Genomic DNA, 20049 nt, shown 5'->3' with positions numbered 1-20049 from the left:
AATCTTGTTTCTAATCTATTTTTTTTAAGAGCTTTTTTTAATTGAGACATTAAATCTTGGAAATGGATAAAATATGTTGAATATCTATGTTTTGCACATTCTATTCCAATGGAGACGACAAGATGTGTCTTGCCAACTCCAGGGGTTCCTACAAATAGTATATTTTCATTATTTTCCACAAATCTTAAGCTTTTTAAATCTAATATTTCCTGTTTATTTATTCCTGGTTGAAAATCGAAATCAAAATCTTCTATTCCTTTCAGAAATGGGAAATTAGCTACTTTTACACATGCATTCATCGCTCTTTTTTCTTTTGCCTTTGTTTCTAATTCACTTAATTCATATAATGCGTCTATTACACTTTTTTCTCCTGTATTTATTAAGTTCAAATATTTATCTAAATTGGTTTTTATATTTATTAAATTTAATTCTGTTAGATTATTTTGTAGTTTTATATAATTATTCATATTCCCCTCCTACAAAAAATTATCTAATTTTTTCAGGTTATTAGAACACATTTCATTTAGTTCTTTTGAATCCTTTATATGCTTTGACATTAATGTTGTATAATGATCTGATATATAATTTATTTTTTTATCTGTTATTTTATATACTGTTATCAATTCTGTGTTATAATATACATACAGATAATTTTCATTTGTTTTTATTTTCATTGTTTTGCCTATATATTCAGGCGGTACGGAGTATTTATTTCCTTTGTAATATATCAATGAATCTTTTTGGACTTTTGCTTTATGAGTGTGGTCCAAATATGATTCAACGATATTTTTATTTGGCAAAGGAGATAAATACTCTTTTTCTTTTTGAAACAACAGTAATGGTGGAACATTTGTTGATTGGTTTATTCTAGTATTAACCTTTTTATTTATCCTTTGTATAATTTCATTTAGTTCCTTTTCGTCTTCAAAATCCTTATCATACGCTAATATCCAAGATATGAATTTATTTGCTGATTCAACCTTCCCTTTAGTATATGAATGTCTTGGCTTACATAATTTGATTTTAAATCCAAAATCTTTTGCAAATGCTTTCATTTTATAATTTATTCTTCTTCCTTTTTCTGTTATATCTACTACTGTTCTCATATTATCAAATAATATCTCTTGTGGAACACCTCCTGTTTTTTTAAATGCGTTTATTAAACATTCAAATACATCTTGTTGTGTTTTTGTTTCTCTGAGTTCAAAATAGCAGTATCTCGAATAGCCTAATTTGTAATTAAACACATTAATTTCAAATTCTTCTCCACTTCTTGAATACAACTTTATATTTTCTTTCCAATCAACTTGTGCTTGTACTCCTGGTAACGTTTCAAATCTCGGATGTCCCTTTGCCTTTTTCTTTTCTATCAACCCCTTTCTTTTAACATATTTTCTAAAATTAGAATATGTTCCTATATTTAGCCCTTCATCTTTTAATTTTTCATATACTGCTCTCATTGTAATTCCCTTTATTGATAACAATTCTTCTATCCTCTTTAAATAATTATCCAATTTGCTTTTCTTATTTCTTTTTTTTGGTTTCCCTTCATATGTATTTGTCAAGTGAATGGTGGACGTGATTACAATTGAAAAATGGACCAAAAAAATAAAATGTTGAACACATCAAGGTTTTGAATAGTATTAAATTTTGGTTAAGAATTATACCTCCTTTCAAAAAAAGAAGGATACCATTATTTCTTTATCCTTTTTGTACATTTTTGTTCATTTTTATTTTCCTCTTTTTGTTCTTTTTTATTTTACCATTTACAACCCCCGGCGAGAATGAGCTATTTTTGAGGATTAACAATCAAGGTTTGAGCGACTTTACTTTTTGGACATCGTATGAATTTGCCTTTTTAGACATCGTATTTATGATTATAGTCATCAAAATTAAATAAAAAAATAACAGCAAAAATATATCAAGTGATATAATAATTATGTAAAAATTTTTAATTTTAGAAAATAAAAAACTATTATAATTTTACTTAAATTTTACATAGTATAGTTGACTTCTTTTTTTTTTTTGCTAAAATTATTGTGAATTGAATAAGTGAAAATAATATCTTTTAATTATTCAGCAACATAATATAAAAATTATACATTCATAAAATTTTATTATGAATTATTAAGTTATAAAATTCGCAATATTGATCATAATATTATTAAATAAATCATATATAATAAGTGAGAAAAATTTAAAAAAATTTTTAATTACACACTAATCATTAGAAAACATTAATTAAATGCATCTAATCAGATATTATATCAAAAAAATTTTCATTTATCAGACGACTGAGTGATTCTGATATCAGGATTTTATGAAAAATTATAAAATCAAAAAACAGAGAAAAATATTTTACACGATGTTATGAAAATCCTGTAAACAAAATATTTGTGTAATTGATACTATAAATTTTTATTAAAAGGAGGATGGTAGGATGAATAGAAGAAAAATACTATTCATAATTTTTTTAATAACTATTATATTTCTATTAAACAGTTGTTTGACAAAAGAAACAAAAAAAACAGAAAGTGAAAAAATTAATATCGAATCACTTCCGAATATCGAGGAAACATTAGATTATTGGACTTTAAAAAGAGAAATTGAAATAAAAAAGGTTTTAGTTACCAGAGGAATTGATATAGAATCGGAAAATGTAAAAAAAGCTATTAATGAAGAAATAGTCAATTATAAAAATCAATTAAAGAAAAAACTTGATTCTGCACCAGAAAGCTTGAAGAATTATATGAAAAGTGTTGTTTTATATGATAGAATAATATCAAAAAACATAAATCTTAAGAAGCTTGAAGAATTAATGCTCAAAGGAAAAATTACCAGGGAAGAAATAGTGGAATTATATAAAAAAGAGGCAGAAAGAATTGGTTTCACAAAATATATATCTGAAATGTTTGAAAAAGATAAAATTATCGCTGATAATGTATATGTTAGTAAAGGTGTTTCAAGTTCTCTAAGGCATAAAGAATTAAGTACTTTAAGACCAGGTGATGTTCTTATTATTAAAAGTACCTCTTCTGGAGATAATAGCTCTGGTTCCAGCTCTGGTGGTGGTATGGGACATGCAGCAATTTGGACTGAACTTGGTGATCTAAAACTAGAAAGATTAGCAAAAGTTGCAATGGCAGCATGGTACAAACCTCCTTCAGGATCAGATGCACCTCATGAAAAATATGAAGTTGGATATGATTATAGACAATTATGGTCTGGAAAAATAGTTAAAAAGAATGAAGTGATTTATGGAATGTATGTTAGAAAATGGGTTAAAAAAGGATGGTTTAGTGGTTATTGGAAAAAAACTTCCGATTCAGAAGCATTAAATGCTGCTAATTATGCAAAAAAGCAAAGAGGTAAAAAATACCCAGATCCTGTTTCACTAGTTGCCACAACCAAATTAAACACAAATACATTTTATTGTTCATCTCTGGTATGGAGAAGCTGGAAAGAACAGGAGATAGATCTTGATCCAAAATGGTGGCCATTAAATCAATTATATGTAAGTCCTGATGATATTTACTCAGATGACAATACTGTAATGAAGTTTTCATATACAGGAATAAATTAAAAGAGAGGGGTAACTCCCCTTTTCAGGAGGTATAATATGAAAAAATATATTATATTGATTATAATGATATCAATATCAATATCAATCTTATTAAGCGGTTGTTATTTTGTAGAAGAAAAAATGGAAGAATATATACCACATCCTATTAACGAATTAAACGGAAAAGCATTTGCAATATTATCAAGATGGAAAAAACACCCTTTTAAAGGGGCATATATGATATTATATGATGTGGATAAATTAGAAGTTGCAAAGACAATTCCTTTACCAGGAATAGATGCTTTTATGGATACCGTTGCTTATAGAGATGGAAAATATGTATTTATTTCATATTCAACAAGAGAAGTGGGAATATTAAATGCAAAAACAGAAAATATCAAATATATAAAAATAGAACAACCAGGTTTATTAAATGGCATAACTAAATCTAATAAAATAGGTATAATGACAGACAAATATAATTTAGAAAAGGGAATGGCAATAAGCGTTATAGATGTAAAAAATGAAAAAATGGAAAAGGTTTATTGGAGTAAAGAAAATATAGATATCTTTTCACCTCCCAATTTTAGTGGTGAATTATATCCTGCAACAAATTGTATATATTTACAGGAATATCCTTTTGAAGATGGATATTCGAAATTTATGGAAATAAATTTTGATAATAATACAGTTAATGAAATATATAAACTAAAATATCCGCTCAATGCTCAAAGTTTTGTTTTTACAGAAGATAAAAGATATTTTTTTATTCGAATACATCCAAAATCCTGTTATTTAATACCACAAGATAAAAAACCTGAATGGGCAGGCAAAGCAGGTTTTTTACAAATAGATACAATAAAAAAAGAAGAAAAATTTATAGAGTGGCCATCGTCTAAATGGACATTTGATGGTGTTGAGCCGGATGATGTAGTAGTTGGAAAATATACTTTATTGAATGATTATATATATTTTTTAGTTGGATATTATTATTATATTGGCGAGGATGAAAAAACAAAATCCGTATTACTTAAATACAACATCAAAACTGGAGAGTTTAAAAAAGTTATTCCAGTAAGAGATGGATTTCCATGGGAAATATATATAGTCAAAGATAAAATGATTTTATTGGAAAATTATTTTCCATCTCCACTAACCATAACCGTAATGGATTTGAACACTGAAAAAATACTAATTAAAAATCAGGAAATTGATCAACATGAGTAAGGAGGAAAATAAATGAAAAAGTTACTTATATTATTTATTTTAGTTATTTCTATTAACATTTTTTCTATAACTTCCATAAACCCATTACCTTTTATTGAAGAAGGAAATTTAAAATTCGAATTTGTTGATAAAGCAAAATTTTCAATGAGTTATGAGGTTTTAAATTTCGTTGAAGTAGGCGGTGGAATATCAATAACAGAGGGAATAACAAAGATTAAAATTAATACAAATCCCATTAAACAAATTCCATTAACAGGAGCAATTAGTTTGGGATATTTTCCGAAGCTTTATTCACCAATTTTTTTATTAAATGGAATGATAGGATATAAAGATAAAAAAATAATATTATCAAGCGGTGTAAACATAACAGCAAATTTTTCTAATTTAATAACAATTTATGATATTTCAAGTTATAATACAGCAATATGGAATTTAAATAATTTTACTTCGATAAATATAGAAAACCTGCTAACCTGGACGGATAAAGGTGTCGCTTATTCTACTGTATATTTATATCTAAATGGCGAATTAAAAGATATTTTATTCATAAAAAACATAGATATATGTGGTGGAATAGAGGAAGATTTATTGACTAATAATTTGAATTTTATTTTCGGAGCTTCAATTGAAATAGATATACCAGAAAATATCAAAAAATTAAGAGTTTTATTAGAAAAAGAAATATAGCCTAAAGCAACACGTTTTTGGCCAGGGCCGTATTTAATGGCAAAGGTTCTAATCTTTCCTTTAAAATAAGGAGTAATAGACCATTTAATATCATAACGAACACAATTTCTCAAAAATATATCAAAGATTTTCATTTCCTCATCACTGTTCACTTGACAAATACATTTAAAAATAGCATTTTATTAAGTTTATATTTCGAAATATTACAAATTGTAACATTAGAAGATGAAAAATATGAATAATAAAGAATTTTATAACATGAACAAAAGATTTCTAAGTGGAAACAAAAATCATGTTATTTTGCCCTTTTATAAAACACACTAATAATCATACATACATAAGATAAAAAAACACTTGAAAGTCATATGGAAACTGGTAAAATAAGATTCGAGGGGGTGGAAAAATGAAAAAAATAATTATATAATATACAAATTCAACTACTCATTCGTTTAATCCAAAAATTCAACAGGAAATTAATAATTTAATTAAACTATTTTCACATTAATTATATTATAACAAACTTTGATAATTGTAACAAAAAGCCGGCTATTAATATCTAGTACTAGTAAAGAACATCTGAGTTGCTCGATTCTGACGTCAGAATAACTTAATAAAAAATTTTATAGAAAGGAGGTATTTTATGCCAACGCCAGAAATGGTTACAAGCGATATAACTTGTTGGAGATGTTTAGCTTGTGCTTTTTGTGGGCTATCTTTTACAGTTATTTCAGCTTTATCAGGATTAAGCACAGCCTCTTAATAGTATTATAGGGAATGTTTAAGAAGACTATAATATAATAGAGAATAAGGTGAAAAATTTTATTGCAAATATAAATAATACTTATGGTATTTATATTAATTTTCAAAAATCACCAAAATATCGTTCTTTAATTATAAAAGATAATTACAATATTTATCCTAAAGTAGCTTCAATTGAACTAACAAATAAATGTAATATAAAATGTTTACATTGTTATGGAGATTTTAATAATAATTTGAATAATTTTATTAGTTTAAATGATGCAAAAAAAATTCTATATGAGCTAAAAAATTTAGGGGTAAATATTATTGAACTAACCGGAGGAGAAATAACAACATATCCATTTTTAAAAAAAATTATAACCTATGCTCTTGAACTAGAATTTAAACAGATAGGATTATTAACAAATGGAATATATATTTCTGAAGAAATTATGAATACTATTATTTTAAATAAGTCAAAAATATTTATTCAAATAGACTTACATAGTTTAAATGATGAATATTTAAAATGGTTTACTAGAACTTCTAATTCTTTAAATAAAATAAAAAACAACATATATATACTTGCAAAAAATAAAGTTAATATGAGAATTGCAACAATTGTTACTCCAAAAAATTTAGATGAGATTGAAGAGATTGCAGATTGGGTATATAATTTAGGGATAAAATCTTTTGGTATCAGCCCGATTATAGAATTAGGAAGAGCAAAAAACATGAACAAAAATTTATATTTAAACGATAATGAATATATTCAGTTGGATATATTATTGGATAAAATAAACAAAAAATATCCAAAATTTCTATCCCTTATAGAATTCGGACAATTAAAAAATTCTAATTGTGGATGTATTTCATCTCATGTTGTAATCTCAGCTACAGGTGAAATAAAAATGTGTACAATGGATAACATGAAATACTTTAATAGTAATTTAGGTAATGCCATAAAACAAAATATAAAGAATATTTATGATATCAACTTGAGAGGTGAAAAAATGAAATTAATACTAAATCTTATAAAAAAAGAATTTTTTCTTGCAAAAAATTATTTATTGATAACCCTTGCTACTGCAATATTTATTCCACTGTTTGTAAATAGTAAAATAGGTAATATTGGAGGAAGTTTTATAATTTTTTTCATTACAGTTATTTATACAGAATATCTTTTATATAATTCAATTTCAATAGTAGAACATAAATATAAAGGTTCTTATTTACTCAGTGCAACACCATTCTCAAGAAATACACAAGTAAAAGCAAAATATATTTTCATATTGATAATTTTTTTATTATGTTTTTTTATTTATAATATAATTTTCATAATTTTTGCTATTCCAAAATTAAATCTATTTTCAACTGGATTAACGTTGTTAATAACAAGTATTTTTTTTGGTCTTATTATTCCAATCCAATATAAATTTGGATATGAAAAAACAAAATATATTTCTGCAACTTTGATTTTTTTAACCCCTTTTTTATTACCTAAATTTTTGCAAAATTTAGCTTCAAAAAATTATACTTTTAAAATTTCAGATCAAATTTTAATTCTATTATTTTATTTATGTGCATTAATATTTTTATACTTTTCAATGATTGTTTCAATACATGTTTATTCAAAAAAAGATTTTTAATAAAAAAATTGAAAGGAGATTAATAAAATGGAAATGATTATGTTTGCAATAGCGTTTGTCGCTATTATTGGAATATCAGAATTAATAAAAAAATGGATTAACAAAGATAAGTTTTAATAAGTATTTTTTCTTCGAATAAAGTACATGTTTCTATCAGAAATGCCATTATGGGAAGTATTTATATACACAATATTTTCAAGATTAATCTATAAACCCAATTAATCATTAACATCAAATAATAGCGAGAATATAAAATTGCATCAATACATTAAACAAAAACTTAACCATAAAAATATATCAAGTGATAAAATAATTATGTAAATTTATTAAATTTAAGAAAAGAAAAGTTGATTATAAATTTACTCAAAATTTACTTTATATCGTTGACTATTTTTTTTTTTTTTTTTGCTAAAATTATTGTAAATTGAATAAGTTGAAATAATATCTTTTAATCATTCAGCAACATAATATAAAAATTATACATTCATAAAGTTTTATTATGAATTATTAAGTTATAAAATTCGCAATATTTAATCATAATATTATTAAATAAATCACATGTAATAAGCGAGAAAAATTTCAAAAATATTTTTAATTACACATAATAATTAAAAATATTATTTAAATATATTTACGTAGAGATTATATCAAAAAAATCCCTACAGGCAAACTGCCTGTAGGGAGTAATTATATGTAGGAGAGATGTTGATGAATTTAAATCTATTGGTTAAATACATTATAATATATACTTTTAAAAAAAACCCATTATTATCAATGATATATTTTATTATGGAAATGTTTAGTTACTCAATGCCAGCAATAAAAATAATAATAACAGCATCGTTTATTGATACTGCTCAAATTGTTATTAAAGAAGGAATGATAAATAAAAAATTCGTATTCATTTCTTTTATATTTTTTATGATATTTTTTATAAACTATTTTATAAACATAGTAACGAAACAAATTTATATCAAATTATCCAAAAAAGTAGATTGTGAATTTGAAGGGGATATATTAAAGAAAAATGCTAAACTGAAATATGAAATACTTGAAAATCATGAAAATTATGAATTAATTGAAAGAATATATGATAATTCTGAAAATGCAATAACAACAGGATTAAGTGAAATAAGTGCATTTATAAAAATAATAATAGAAATACTATCAATATCTGTAATAATATTAAAAAGCAGTATATTAATAGGATCAATAGTAGTTATATTATTAATATTCATGTCAATAATAGGATATTATAGCGGAGAACAGGAATATGATTCATATACAGAATCTATGAAATATTTCCGCAAAGCTAAAGTATATGATGTAATGCTAAACTCTGGAGAAATGGCAGATGAAAGAGTATTATTTGATTATGGGAATAATGTAGCTGATAAGTTTGAAGATTTATATGAAGAAGGTAGAAAAATAGACATAAAAATAACAATGAAAAACATTGCAAGAATAAAATCATTAAGTGTTTTAATGGCAATATTGGCCTTTGGTATTTCAGCAAGCTTATTGTCAATTTTAAAATCTGGAAGAATAACATCTGGAATGTTTATCAGTATAACAGGTGCAGTATTCAATTTAATACATCCAATGTCCTGGACATTTTCAAATATAGTAAAGGATTTAGTAAGACGTATTAATTATATGAAAGATTATCAAAGGTTTATAAAATTACCGGAAATAGAGAAAGATTTTGATAAAAAAATAGAAAATAAAGAAGAGGTAGAAATAATAGAATTTAAAAATGTATCATTTAAATATCCAAATTCAGATAAATGGATATTAAAAGATTTGAACCTTAAACTGGAAAAAGGAAAAACATATGCATTTGTAGGGGAAAATGGTGCAGGAAAAACAACAATAATAAAATTATTACTTGGATTGTATGAAAATTATGAAGGTGAAATATTTATAAATAATAAAAAACAAAAAAATATGGATTTAATAGATTGGTATAAATATTTTTCTGTAGTTTATCAGGATTATGTAAAGTACCCTTTGACTTTAGAAAAAAATATAAAAATAGGAAACATAAAAAAAGAGAATCCTGAATTATTTGAAAAATCATTGAATTTAAGTGCGGTAAAAAAAATAATAGAAATTTTACCTGAAAAGGAAAAAACACAACTTGGATACATAAATGGAAAAGGAAATAATCTATCAGAAGGGCAATGGCAAAAAGTTGTTATAGCAAGAGCCCTATATAGAGATGCACCAATCCAGATATTTGATGAGCCAACATCAGCACTAGATCCTCTAGCAGAAAGAGACGTATTCGAAAAATTTTTTTCAATACCATATACATCTATGAAGATTTTAATTACACATAGATTGGGTGGAATAAGATATACAGATGAAATAATAGTTTTTTCAAATGGTCAAGTGATAGAAAGAGGAAATCATGATGAATTAATAAGAAAAAAGGGGGTGTATTATGAAATGTATGAAAAACAAAGAAGATGGTATGGTGAATAAGAAAATAAACCTCTTTTATGTATTTATTTATATAACAAAAATATCCCCCTTAAAATTTTTTGTACAATATCTATTTGCAACATTCGATGCAATATTTTTAGGACTAATAACTGTTCAGATGCAAAAAGTATTTGATAATGCTATAAAATATTTTAATAATAATGGCGAATATAAAACAACATTAATCAACCTTATATATTTAATGCTTTTTTCAATATTGTCTGAAATATCAAGTGGAACATCCGAATATTTTGGAGAATATTATCATGATATTACATTAAAAACATTGCTAAAAAATTTAAATCTAAAGATTTCAAAAATATCACCAAATTTTTTTAATGAACCGAAAAATAGAGATGTAATTAATTCTGCAATAATTGGTGCAAAATCGATAAGAAGTTTATTAAATGTAATTATGGATTTATTATTTTTATACCTACCATATTATATTTTTATAGAGTTTTATTTGATTTCTCTAAATCCATTATTGGGTATAAGTATATTATTGATATTTATGCCCACAATAATTTCCCAAATAATAAAAAAGAAGTATTATGAAAAACTTGAAGAGCAACATGCTCCCTTGAGAAGAAAAAAGGAAGCATATTCATCTTATATAAAAAATAAAGATTATTTAAAAGAGACAAGAACATTAGGAGCAACAGACTATATATTTAATCTGTTTAAAGAAACCGCTAATAATTATCATAATTTAAGATTGATATATCAGAGAAAGATAAATAAAATAGAGGCTATTTCAAAATTAATAAATATAATTGGTTATATGGGAGTTTTGGGATTAAGCATTTATTTAATAGTAAATGGAAAAATAACAGTTGGTGCATTTGCTGCTGTATATGCATCTCTCTCAAACCTCTTCGGTCTTATGGAAGAAATATTTGAATATCGTCTTGACGATATTGTAGAAATATATGGAAAGGTAAAAAAATATATAGACTTTTTAAATTTTGATGAAAAAATAACAGGAGAAAAAAGCATCATTGATGAAATAAAAAACATAGAATTAAAAAATGTATCTTTTATATATCCATCAGGAAAAATGGCAATTGAAAATATTAATTTAAAAATGAAAAAAGGGGATAGAATAGCTATTATTGGGAAAAATGGTGCAGGAAAAACAACATTATCAAAATTAATATTGGGATTATACAGACCAGAAAATGGCGAAGTATATTATAATGGAATTGCTTCCTCGTTGTTATCATTAGAAACAATAAGAAAAAAAGGGACTGCTGTATTTCAGAATTTTAATAAATATAAGATTTCTTTGAGAGAAAATATATCTATCAGCAATATGAAAGCTGAAAAAAATGATAAAAAAATTAAAAATGTTTTGAATTATATAGGATTAAATTATAATGATAAAAAATTCACCAATGGTATAAATACAATATTATCAAAAGAATTTGAAGGGACAGAACTTTCGGGAGGTCAATGGCAAAAAGTAGCAATAGGAAGAGGAATATTTAAAGATTATAATATTATAATACTTGATGAGCCAACATCAGCACTAGATCCTCTAGCAGAAAATGAATTATATGAAAAATTTGAAGAGATTAGTAGAGAAAAAATAGCAATAATAATAACTCATAGATTGGCTTCTATAAAATTTTGCAATAAAATAGTGATTATGGACAATGGGAAAATAATTGATACAGGCACTCATGAAGAATTGTTAAATAGATCAGAATATTATAAAAAATTATGGTATGCTCAGACAGAATTATATGTGAAGGAAGAAGATAAATTTTGAGTTGGAACTATCCAAAGTATTATCATTCATTAATATTTACAATAATAGCATCAGCAGGAATAGATGTAAAAGCAGAAGAATTAACAAACTTAGGAAGAAGCGACCTTGTAATAGATTTTGATGAAAGGATATATCTTTTTGAAATAAAAGTAGATAAAAATGCAGAGGAAGCAATAAACCAGATAAAAGAAAAGAAATATTGTGAAAAATACAAAGGAAAAGAAATATATATAATAGGGATAAATATCAATTCAGAAAAAAGGAATATTGAGGATTATATAATTGAAAAGATATAACTGCACATAATCTCATCAATCAAAATTCTTTCATTATATTCAAAAGAGTAATAACCAAGAGCAACTCGTTTATAACCAAAACTATATTTAATGGCAAAATCACGGATTTTTCTCTAAAATTCTTCATATTTTTTAAAAGCTCAGTGATGAGTTTTTTTCTTGCTATGAAAAATAAGCAGCCATCGCTATAAGACATACCTTGGTAGTATAATATAAACTGTGTAAAAATAAAAAAAGGAAGAGAAAAATTAAAAAAAAGTGAAAAGAATGATATTTGGTGGAGGGATCACAATACCAAGGAAAAGGAAAGAAGAAAATGAAAAAATTCTTGGTAAGGTTAGAGGTGTAAAGGATATTTTAATTGCTTCTGTTGATGGATTAACAGGTTTTTGGGATAAGCTATCAGCTTACTTTAAATATTCAGGACCTATTAGAAAGCTGATATATACCATAAATTCCATAGAAAATGTACATAGACAATTTAGAAAAATAACAAAAAATAAAAGTGTATTCCCAACAGATGAATCATTAATAAAAGCAATATATCTTGCAGCAATGAGAGTAACAGAAAAATGGACTGGTAGAATCAGAGATTGGGAACAAATATTAAATGAACTTAGAATATATTTTGGAGATGATAGAATGCCTATATTTTAAAAAAGATATTTAGAAAAATTAGATAAAATCACAATTGAATATTAAACTCATTTTGAAAAGTGAATATTACTTAAATCACTGCACAGAAATGTGCACAAAAGGATAAGAACAAAAAATTGAATATTCATTAAAAAGAAAAATTCTCAACTAAAATCTAACACAAAAATTATTATAAATACTATAAAATTATAACTCTAACATTTAAATTTCACAAAGTGTATTAATTTTACGAAAAACTAAGAAAAAACTTTATAATTAACGATATTTTATGATAATGGTATATAATTAGATATTATCAATTTATACAGAATTTTGGATAGTCCCTCCAATAAATATAGAAAACATTTATAATTTATAGTAGCTCCCATGTTTTTTTTATTTTTATTACGATATCCAAGCATATACAACAACGCCAGGAGTTATTCCTGGCGTTGTCTATTTAATTGAAAATATCTATTAATTTAATTAGATGAATTTTTAAGAAGGTTAATAGCCTCTTCAAGAGTAATATCAAATATATTGTTAGTTAAATCTTCAATTGTTTTTATATCCAAGTAATCAAGGTTATTTAAGTATGGAACAATATTATCTCCAAATTTTTTGAATAAAAGACTTTTTACGATTGTTTTTTCGCCTTCAAATTTTCCTTTTTCAATTCCTTTTTCAATACCTTTCTCAATACCCTTCTCAAAGCCCTTCTCAATTCCTTTTTCAAAGCTTTCCTTTAACGATTCATCTATTGCTTTTACAAAGTTTTCAAACATTCGAAATTCCTCCTCTCCACTTTCAATGTTTATCTCTATATTTTCAATTCTATTCTTTTGACTCAATACCATTAAGAATTTGTTCAAATATTCGGTGAATTTTTTCTTTTCATTTTTTGGTAAGCCTTTAAATGCTTTTTCTATTTCTTGAAACGCTTCTTTTATATTTTTTTTATCTGTTTTATCTATGCTCAATAATAATCCTAATGCATTTTTTATATCTATTAACCTTTTTCTATCTATTTGAGATAAATCTATTAATTCATATTTAAATCTTGGCGTATATATATCAAATAATTGCCAGTTTTGTATTTTTTCCATATACCAAATTTCTGCTGTCCATTTCCTTTTACCATTATAGAATACAACTGGTATTATTGGTGGTAATTTAAATCCTTTGTTTTTCGATTTATGTCTGTTTATATAATTTCTCCATATTCTAACCATATATTCTAATATCCTGAATTGCATTAAATAATCTATTGATGATTGATGTTCAAGTAATAGAAAATGTAAAAACAACTACAAGAATGTTAAAAAAAGGGAAAATAACGGCAGACAAAAAACAGAGGAAATACTCAAAAAAACAACAAAAGAAAATGAAGAAAGGTTATTGGAATTAATAAAATAACATAAAGCCAATTAATCATTAACATCAAATAATAGCGAGAATATAAAATTGCATCAATACATTAAACAAAAAATTAACCATAAAAATATATCAGATGATAAAATAATTATGTAAATTTATTAAATTTAAGAAAAGAAAAATTCACCACAAATTTACATTAATGTTGTTGATTTTTTTTTTTTTTTTGATAAAATTATTGTAAATTGAATAAGTGAAAATAATATCTTTTAATTGAATGTAACTTAATATAAAAATTATACATTTATTGAATTTTATCATGGATTACTAAGTTAAAATTTTCTCAATATTATTTCTAATATTATTAAATAAATCACATAATGCCTGATCAAAAATAGTTTGAATTTCACTCATGCATGATTAAAAAATATTACTTTAATATAGCTAAGCAGATATTTATAAATAAAATTTTCATTTATCAGTCGGCTGATTTGTTCTGGTGCCAGAATTTCATAAGAATTATAAAATCTAGTATCTTCAAAAATAGGTTCAAAATAAGGTAAAGGCAAAATAAACAAAATTACACAGAGGTAAAGTGAAAGAATTTGAATACAGAAAAGAGTTAAAGAGACAAAAAAGTAGAGAAAAATAAGTAAAAGAAGCAAAAATATAGCGGGAAAATTATAAACCAAAAGAACGAATCAAAAAGATTCGAAAAAGGTTGAAATTCAATAAAAATAATAAATATTAAGTATCAAATATTAAGTATATATTTTATCTCCGAACAAAATTAGAACGAGTTGATTTAATAGAAGTGAGTAAATCATCTCTGCCCATATTATGAGCTAAAAAAGCAGAAGAAATAAAAAATATATTAATAAGATTAGCTTCAAGAGCAACAGAATTAGTAAAGCGTAATTTAGTATGAGATAAAATAGATTCTAACCTTGAAAAAAAGAGATTCAATAAGAGGACGTTTGGAATAACTCTCTTTAAAGAAAGCAGAATTTCTAAAAAATAACATTCTAAAATTATTTTTAGAATAATTTTGATAACGATAACAATTTAATTTTGAACAAGAATCTGGTTTATCTTCTTTAACAAAAGGACAAACAAATTTAGAACGATAAATACCTCTGTTTTTTTCAAAATACTGAGAATGAAGTTCAAGATCAACACCACAATCACCTTTAGGCATATATTGAACTGAATTAGAACGTAAAGGAATAAAAGCAGAACCATCAAAAACAAGATGAACAAAATCATAAATCCTAGAAGAATCATAACCTTTATCAGCAAGGACCTTAGAACCAGTAAATTCAAGACAACCCATAACAAGTTTAAGAAGAAGATTAAAAATAGAACTATCACTAGTAGAAGCAGGAGTAACAATAGTAAAAATAGGAATATTTAAAAAAGAAATGACATGAGCCTTATAACCAACATAAAACATAACCTTCTTAGGATTATCGTTATTATCATAAAATTTAACATTATCATTAGAAATAGGTTTAACGCCATAATCAGCATCAAGAAGAGAATAATAATCCTTAAATTTATTAGCATTATTACAAAGTTTAAAAGACTTAGAGTTATTAAAATGAGAATCAAACAAAATTGGAAAAGAATCAACAGACAAAAATTCAGTAGAAATAAAACCAGCAGAAATACCTTTAAACAAAAGATCAGTAATAAGAAGGTAAATAATATTAATATCAAAAGATTTTCTAAACATAGAAAAAGTAGATTCAGCAGGAACATAATTTCTAATAGGATCAAAGCCAATAGCTTGGGCTAAATAAGGATTAGAATAAAGTTCATCAATAAGATCAGAAGTAGAATTAAGATTTTTAATAATTTTAATTAAAATAGCTTTAATCATAGAAACAGGAGAATAACCAGTTCTACCAACACCAGAAGCATTGCTTCGCAAAAGTTAAGAATAAAAATTATAAATTAAAGAAAATTAAATTAAATCATTCTGCTTGTGCAGCATGATTTAAAATTTCAGGAACAAGAGACCAGTCAATATAATCAAAAATAGTAAGGATATAAGCAAAAGAAGAATTAGATTTCATATATTCATCATAGACAAAATCGAGATAAAATTGTTTAGGATTATTACTCATGGTTTAACCTCCCTGTAAAAGTGTATAGTCTAATTTTACCGAATTAAACGATAATTTAACTAATTATATTATACACCAGGGAGGCAAACCTTTTAAAAAGATAATATGAAAGTATTGTAAACAATAGGGTTTTAGAATTTTTTAAGATAGTATAATAAAAAATATATTAAGGAGGTTTGTATGAAGTTATCTAAATATTTAATATATAAATGGATAAAAAATAGTTTAATTATATATAATACATTTAATAAATCTATTTTATTGTTAAATAAGAAAAATGGAGATTTATTCGTTAATAAAATAATAAAAGAAGATTTTAATGTACCAAAAGATATTATAAACTTTTTAATACGTGAAGGGATAATATATGAAGATGATAATTTTAGCGAAATCGATATCCTTAAAAGTATTGATTATGAAAATAGAAATAAAATAGAAGAACTCTATCTTACTATAGCATTGACTACAAAGTGTAATTTTTCCTGTATATATTGTTATGAAAAAGAAATAAAAAAAGAAGATATTACTAAAAATGTTATTGACAAAATAATTGACTACATATATGATAATATGAAAGATATTCAAAAATTAAAAATTACATGGTATGGTGGAGAACCACTTTTGAAAATACAAGAAATGGAATATTTTTTTCATAAAATCATCCCTCTTCTCAATGAGAAAAAAATAATTTATGAAAGTTCAATAATAACAAATGGTTATTTATTAAATAAAAAGATTATTGAAAAATTAAAAGAAATAAAAGTAACTCATTTACAAATTACAGTAGACGGAATTAAAGAGTTGCATGATGTCAGAAGGTTTTTAGCAAATAAAAAAAGAACGTTTGATATAATTATGAAAAATATAAAATATGCTAAAAGAGAATTTAATATAGCATTAAGAATAAATTTGGATAAAAAAATTTATGAAAACTTTGATGAATTTCTTAATTATTTAGAAGAAAAAAATTTAAAAAAATATATTTCAATTTATATATCTTTTGCAAAAGATTATTTCGGGAATAACATACATTATTTTAATAAATTAGAATACTATAGAGTAGAATCAGAAATAATAGAAAAAATTATTAATAGAGATTTTAAATATGCCTATGATATTTTAAGTGGTAGCGGAGTTTGTCCTGCACCATATAAAAAGAATTTGATAATCTCCTCAGATGGAAATATTTATAAATGTCCTTTACATATAGGAAATATAAATGAAGCAATAGGTGAAATTAAATCTTTTAAAAATTATGAAAATACAAAATGGTATTTTTATGATCCTTTTAAAGATGAAGAATGTGTAAATTGTGAGGTATTTCCATTGTGTATAACAGGATGTCCTGATAAAAAAATGAAAGAAAGTGAAAGAAATTGCCCTTCTATTAAATATAATATAAAAAAATATCTTGAAATAATATATAAAGGTATGGTCTGAATTTTTCCAAAAAATTATGGATAAAAATAATTAATAGTATCTTCAAAAATAAGAAGAAAGAGAAATAAAAAAGATTACAGAAAAGCAAAGAAGGAACAAAAAAAGATATTATAAAGGAGGTGAAAAAATGAAAGTATTAAAAAAAGGTGTTCCAGTAAAAAATTTAAAAAAATATATTGTATATTCCTGTGGAAGTACCCCATATAGTGTATTTGTTCAAAAAACAAAATGTAGCTAACTTAAAAACCTCAATATAATCTTTTTGAGTATATTGAGGTTTAAATATAAATATATAACCAAAGGAAGTGAAAGAGCATGAACAGAAATTTTAAATTATATATATTCGGAAGATTTATATCAAATTTGGGAGATACAATTCAGGTTATAGGTTTTCCATTGTTGTTGTTAGATATGACACAATCGGCTACTATACTTGGATTAGCAACAATATTTATTATGTTTTTTGAACTAATAATAAGACCATTTTTGGGAGTTATTGCTGATAACTATAATAGAAAAAGAATAATGGTTGGAATGGATTTTATTAGTGGTATTTTATGTTTAACAATGGCATATCTTATAGCCAATAATATTATAAACGTATGGATGATATTTATATATTTAGTTATACAATCAATTGTAAGTACATTGTTTGACACATCAACTTATGCAATATTGCCAGAAATTGTAGAAAATAAATATCTTGAAAAAGCAAATTCATATCTTTTGATTGTTTCAAATATTTCTTCATTGGCTGGTCCGCCAATAGGTGCATTATTATATAGTGTATATGGAATTAAAATATTGTTGCTTATTAATGGAATAACTTTCTTACTATCAGGAATAAGTGAATTATATATTGAATATAATTATAATATAGAAAATAATAAAAAATTATTAGAAATATCATTTTACAACGAAATAAAAGATGGAATAAAATATTTAAAAAGAAAAAAAGAGTTAAAGCATTTATTGAATATGATTGTCTATTATTCCGCATGGATGATACCAATATTTGCAGTATTTATACCTATAATAATAAAAAGAGATGGAGGATTTTCTGCAACATATGTAGGATTAGCAGAAACAGCAATGACTATAGGTTCTCTGACAGGTGCATCGCTAATAACATTTGTAATGACAAATAATAAAAAACCATTATACTTTAAACTATCAAATATTATTATGAATATGGCAGTTTTATTTTTAGGGATAATAATATTCTGGAATTATCCGAATAAAATAATTAAATTCTCAGCGATATCAATAATGTTATTCTTGTTTAATATATCCTTTATAATATCCAATGTAATAATAAATTCGAAATTTCAAACGAGTATAGATAATGAAATAAGGGGTAGAATAGGATCATTAAAAATAGTAATAATGCAGATAGCAACAATAATTGGAATATATATAGGTGGAAAAATAATAGATAAAATCAGCAGTGGATATTATTTAATATTTTTAGGAATAAGTGGGATATTAGTAACAACGCTTTATATAATCCCATATTCTCGTGAGAATATATAAAAACAGTTTTTTGTAGAATACATTTATGCTATAATAATACTAAGAAAAAACAAATGTGGAGATGACTACAATGAAAAAATTACCAATAGGAGTACAAGATTATAAAGAAATAATAGAAGAAAATTATATATATGTAGATAAAACAAAATATATATTTAATTTAATAGATAGTGGAAAATTTTATTATGAACTATTAAGTTATAAAATTCGCAATATTTGATCATAATATTATTAAATAAATTATATATAATAAGTGAGAAAAATTTAAAAAAATTTTTAATTACACACTAATCATTAGAAAACATTAATTAAATGCATCTAATCAGATATTATATCAAAAAAATTTTCATTTATTAATCGGTTGAGTGATTCTGATATCAGGATTTTATGAAAAATTATAAAATTAAAAAAGTTTAAAGGGTGGGGAGAGATGGTATTTTGGTATTTAAAAATTATTTTGAAAATGGTGAGTTAACAAAACAGGAAATATTTGATAATAAAGGTAATATAGATT

Annotated in this window: 14 protein-coding genes and 4 pseudogenes; 13 read left to right on the top strand and 5 right to left on the bottom strand. The window is 24.2% G+C overall.

Features of this window, described 5'->3' with window-relative positions:
- Nucleotides 1-467 (bottom strand): ATP-binding protein (locus X274_RS07745; protein ID WP_047266258.1); only part of this gene is annotated, 467 nt, incomplete at its 3' end.
- A 9-nt stretch (nt 468-476) separates the two neighbouring features.
- Nucleotides 477-1553: pseudogene (gene istA, locus X274_RS07740) on the bottom strand (IS21 family transposase); the annotation flags it as partial.
- A gap of 887 nt (nt 1554-2440) precedes the next feature.
- Between istA and X274_RS07735 the strand changes: the two are divergent.
- The 9 genes and pseudogenes from X274_RS07735 to X274_RS07695 all read left to right on the top strand — a co-directional run.
- Complete coding sequence (locus tag X274_RS07735) at nt 2441-3583, top strand: hypothetical protein (RefSeq protein WP_047266257.1); 1143 nt, start codon at nt 2441-2443, stop codon at nt 3581-3583.
- Between the two features lie 36 nt (nt 3584-3619).
- Nucleotides 3620-4789: a hypothetical protein gene (locus X274_RS07730; protein ID WP_047266256.1), complete on the top strand. Its 1170-nt coding sequence runs from the start codon at nt 3620-3622 to the stop codon at nt 4787-4789.
- 12 nt (nt 4790-4801) lie between these two features.
- On the top strand, nt 4802-5476 hold the full coding sequence (locus X274_RS12010; protein ID WP_047266255.1) for a hypothetical protein: 675 nt from the start codon (nt 4802-4804) through the stop codon (nt 5474-5476).
- Nucleotides 5477-6116: 640 nt separating this feature from the next.
- Entirely contained in the window at nt 6117-6236 is a 120-nt protein-coding gene (locus tag X274_RS12410; RefSeq protein ID WP_442914802.1) for a subclass IId bacteriocin thuricin17, read from the top strand.
- 49 nt (nt 6237-6285) lie between these two features.
- Nucleotides 6286-7866, top strand: coding sequence for an ABC-2 transporter permease (locus X274_RS11630; protein ID WP_052913246.1), 1581 nt, complete (start codon nt 6286-6288; stop codon nt 7864-7866).
- Nucleotides 7867-8574: 708 nt separating this feature from the next.
- Complete coding sequence (locus tag X274_RS07710; protein WP_052913245.1) at nt 8575-10353, top strand: ABC transporter ATP-binding protein; 1779 nt, start codon at nt 8575-8577, stop codon at nt 10351-10353.
- Nucleotides 10313-12127: an ABC transporter ATP-binding protein gene (locus X274_RS07705; RefSeq protein ID WP_047266254.1), complete on the top strand. Its 1815-nt coding sequence runs from the start codon at nt 10313-10315 to the stop codon at nt 12125-12127. The genes X274_RS07710 and X274_RS07705 overlap by 41 nt, the downstream gene beginning before the upstream one ends.
- 14 nt (nt 12128-12141) lie before the next feature.
- Nucleotides 12142-12423 (top strand): annotated as a pseudogene (locus X274_RS07700) (PD-(D/E)XK nuclease domain-containing protein); the annotation flags it as partial.
- 390 nt (nt 12424-12813) lie between these two features.
- Nucleotides 12814-13080, top strand: a pseudogene (locus X274_RS07695) (transposase); the annotation flags it as partial.
- A gap of 461 nt (nt 13081-13541) precedes the next feature.
- On the opposite strand, the gene X274_RS07690 reads toward X274_RS07695, so the two are convergent.
- Nucleotides 13542-14315 carry an Rpn family recombination-promoting nuclease/putative transposase gene (locus X274_RS07690; protein WP_084822693.1) on the bottom strand — a complete coding sequence of 258 codons (774 nt, stop codon included), beginning with the start codon at nt 14313-14315 and terminating at the stop codon, nt 13542-13544.
- Between the two features lie 14 nt (nt 14316-14329).
- Here X274_RS07690 and X274_RS12005 point away from each other — a divergent pair, with 14 nt between their 5' ends.
- The gene (locus tag X274_RS12005) at nt 14330-14467 is read left to right on the top strand and encodes a hypothetical protein (RefSeq protein ID WP_156166167.1); all 138 of its coding nucleotides are present in this window, start codon (nt 14330-14332) and stop codon (nt 14465-14467) included.
- Between the two features lie 885 nt (nt 14468-15352).
- Here the strand turns inward: X274_RS12005 and X274_RS07685 are convergent.
- Nucleotides 15353-16366, bottom strand: coding sequence for a transposase (locus X274_RS07685; protein ID WP_197073339.1), 1014 nt, complete (start codon nt 16364-16366; stop codon nt 15353-15355).
- Nucleotides 16367-16409: 43 nt separating this feature from the next.
- A complete protein-coding gene (locus tag X274_RS12000; RefSeq protein ID WP_156166166.1) occupies nt 16410-16562 on the bottom strand; it encodes a hypothetical protein in 153 nt (50 codons plus the stop codon).
- A gap of 180 nt (nt 16563-16742) precedes the next feature.
- Between X274_RS12000 and X274_RS07680 the strand changes: the two genes are divergently transcribed.
- The 3 genes and pseudogenes from X274_RS07680 to X274_RS11810 form a co-directional block, all read left to right on the top strand.
- Nucleotides 16743-18002 carry a radical SAM/SPASM domain-containing protein gene (locus X274_RS07680; RefSeq protein WP_047266249.1) on the top strand — a complete coding sequence of 420 codons (1260 nt, stop codon included), beginning with the start codon at nt 16743-16745 and terminating at the stop codon, nt 18000-18002.
- A 315-nt stretch (nt 18003-18317) separates the two neighbouring features.
- Nucleotides 18318-19535, top strand: a complete 1218-nt coding sequence (locus X274_RS07675) for an MFS transporter (protein ID WP_047266248.1) — start codon at nt 18318-18320, stop codon at nt 19533-19535.
- Nucleotides 19536-19605: 70 nt separating this feature from the next.
- Nucleotides 19606-19722, top strand: a pseudogene (locus X274_RS11810) (AAA family ATPase); the annotation flags it as partial.
- Between the last annotated feature and the right edge of the window lie 327 nt (nt 19723-20049).

Source organism: Marinitoga sp. 1155 (assembly GCF_001021175.1).
GTDB lineage: Bacteria > Thermotogota > Thermotogae > Petrotogales > Petrotogaceae > Marinitoga.
This window is presented reverse-complemented; position numbering and strand designations above follow the sequence as displayed.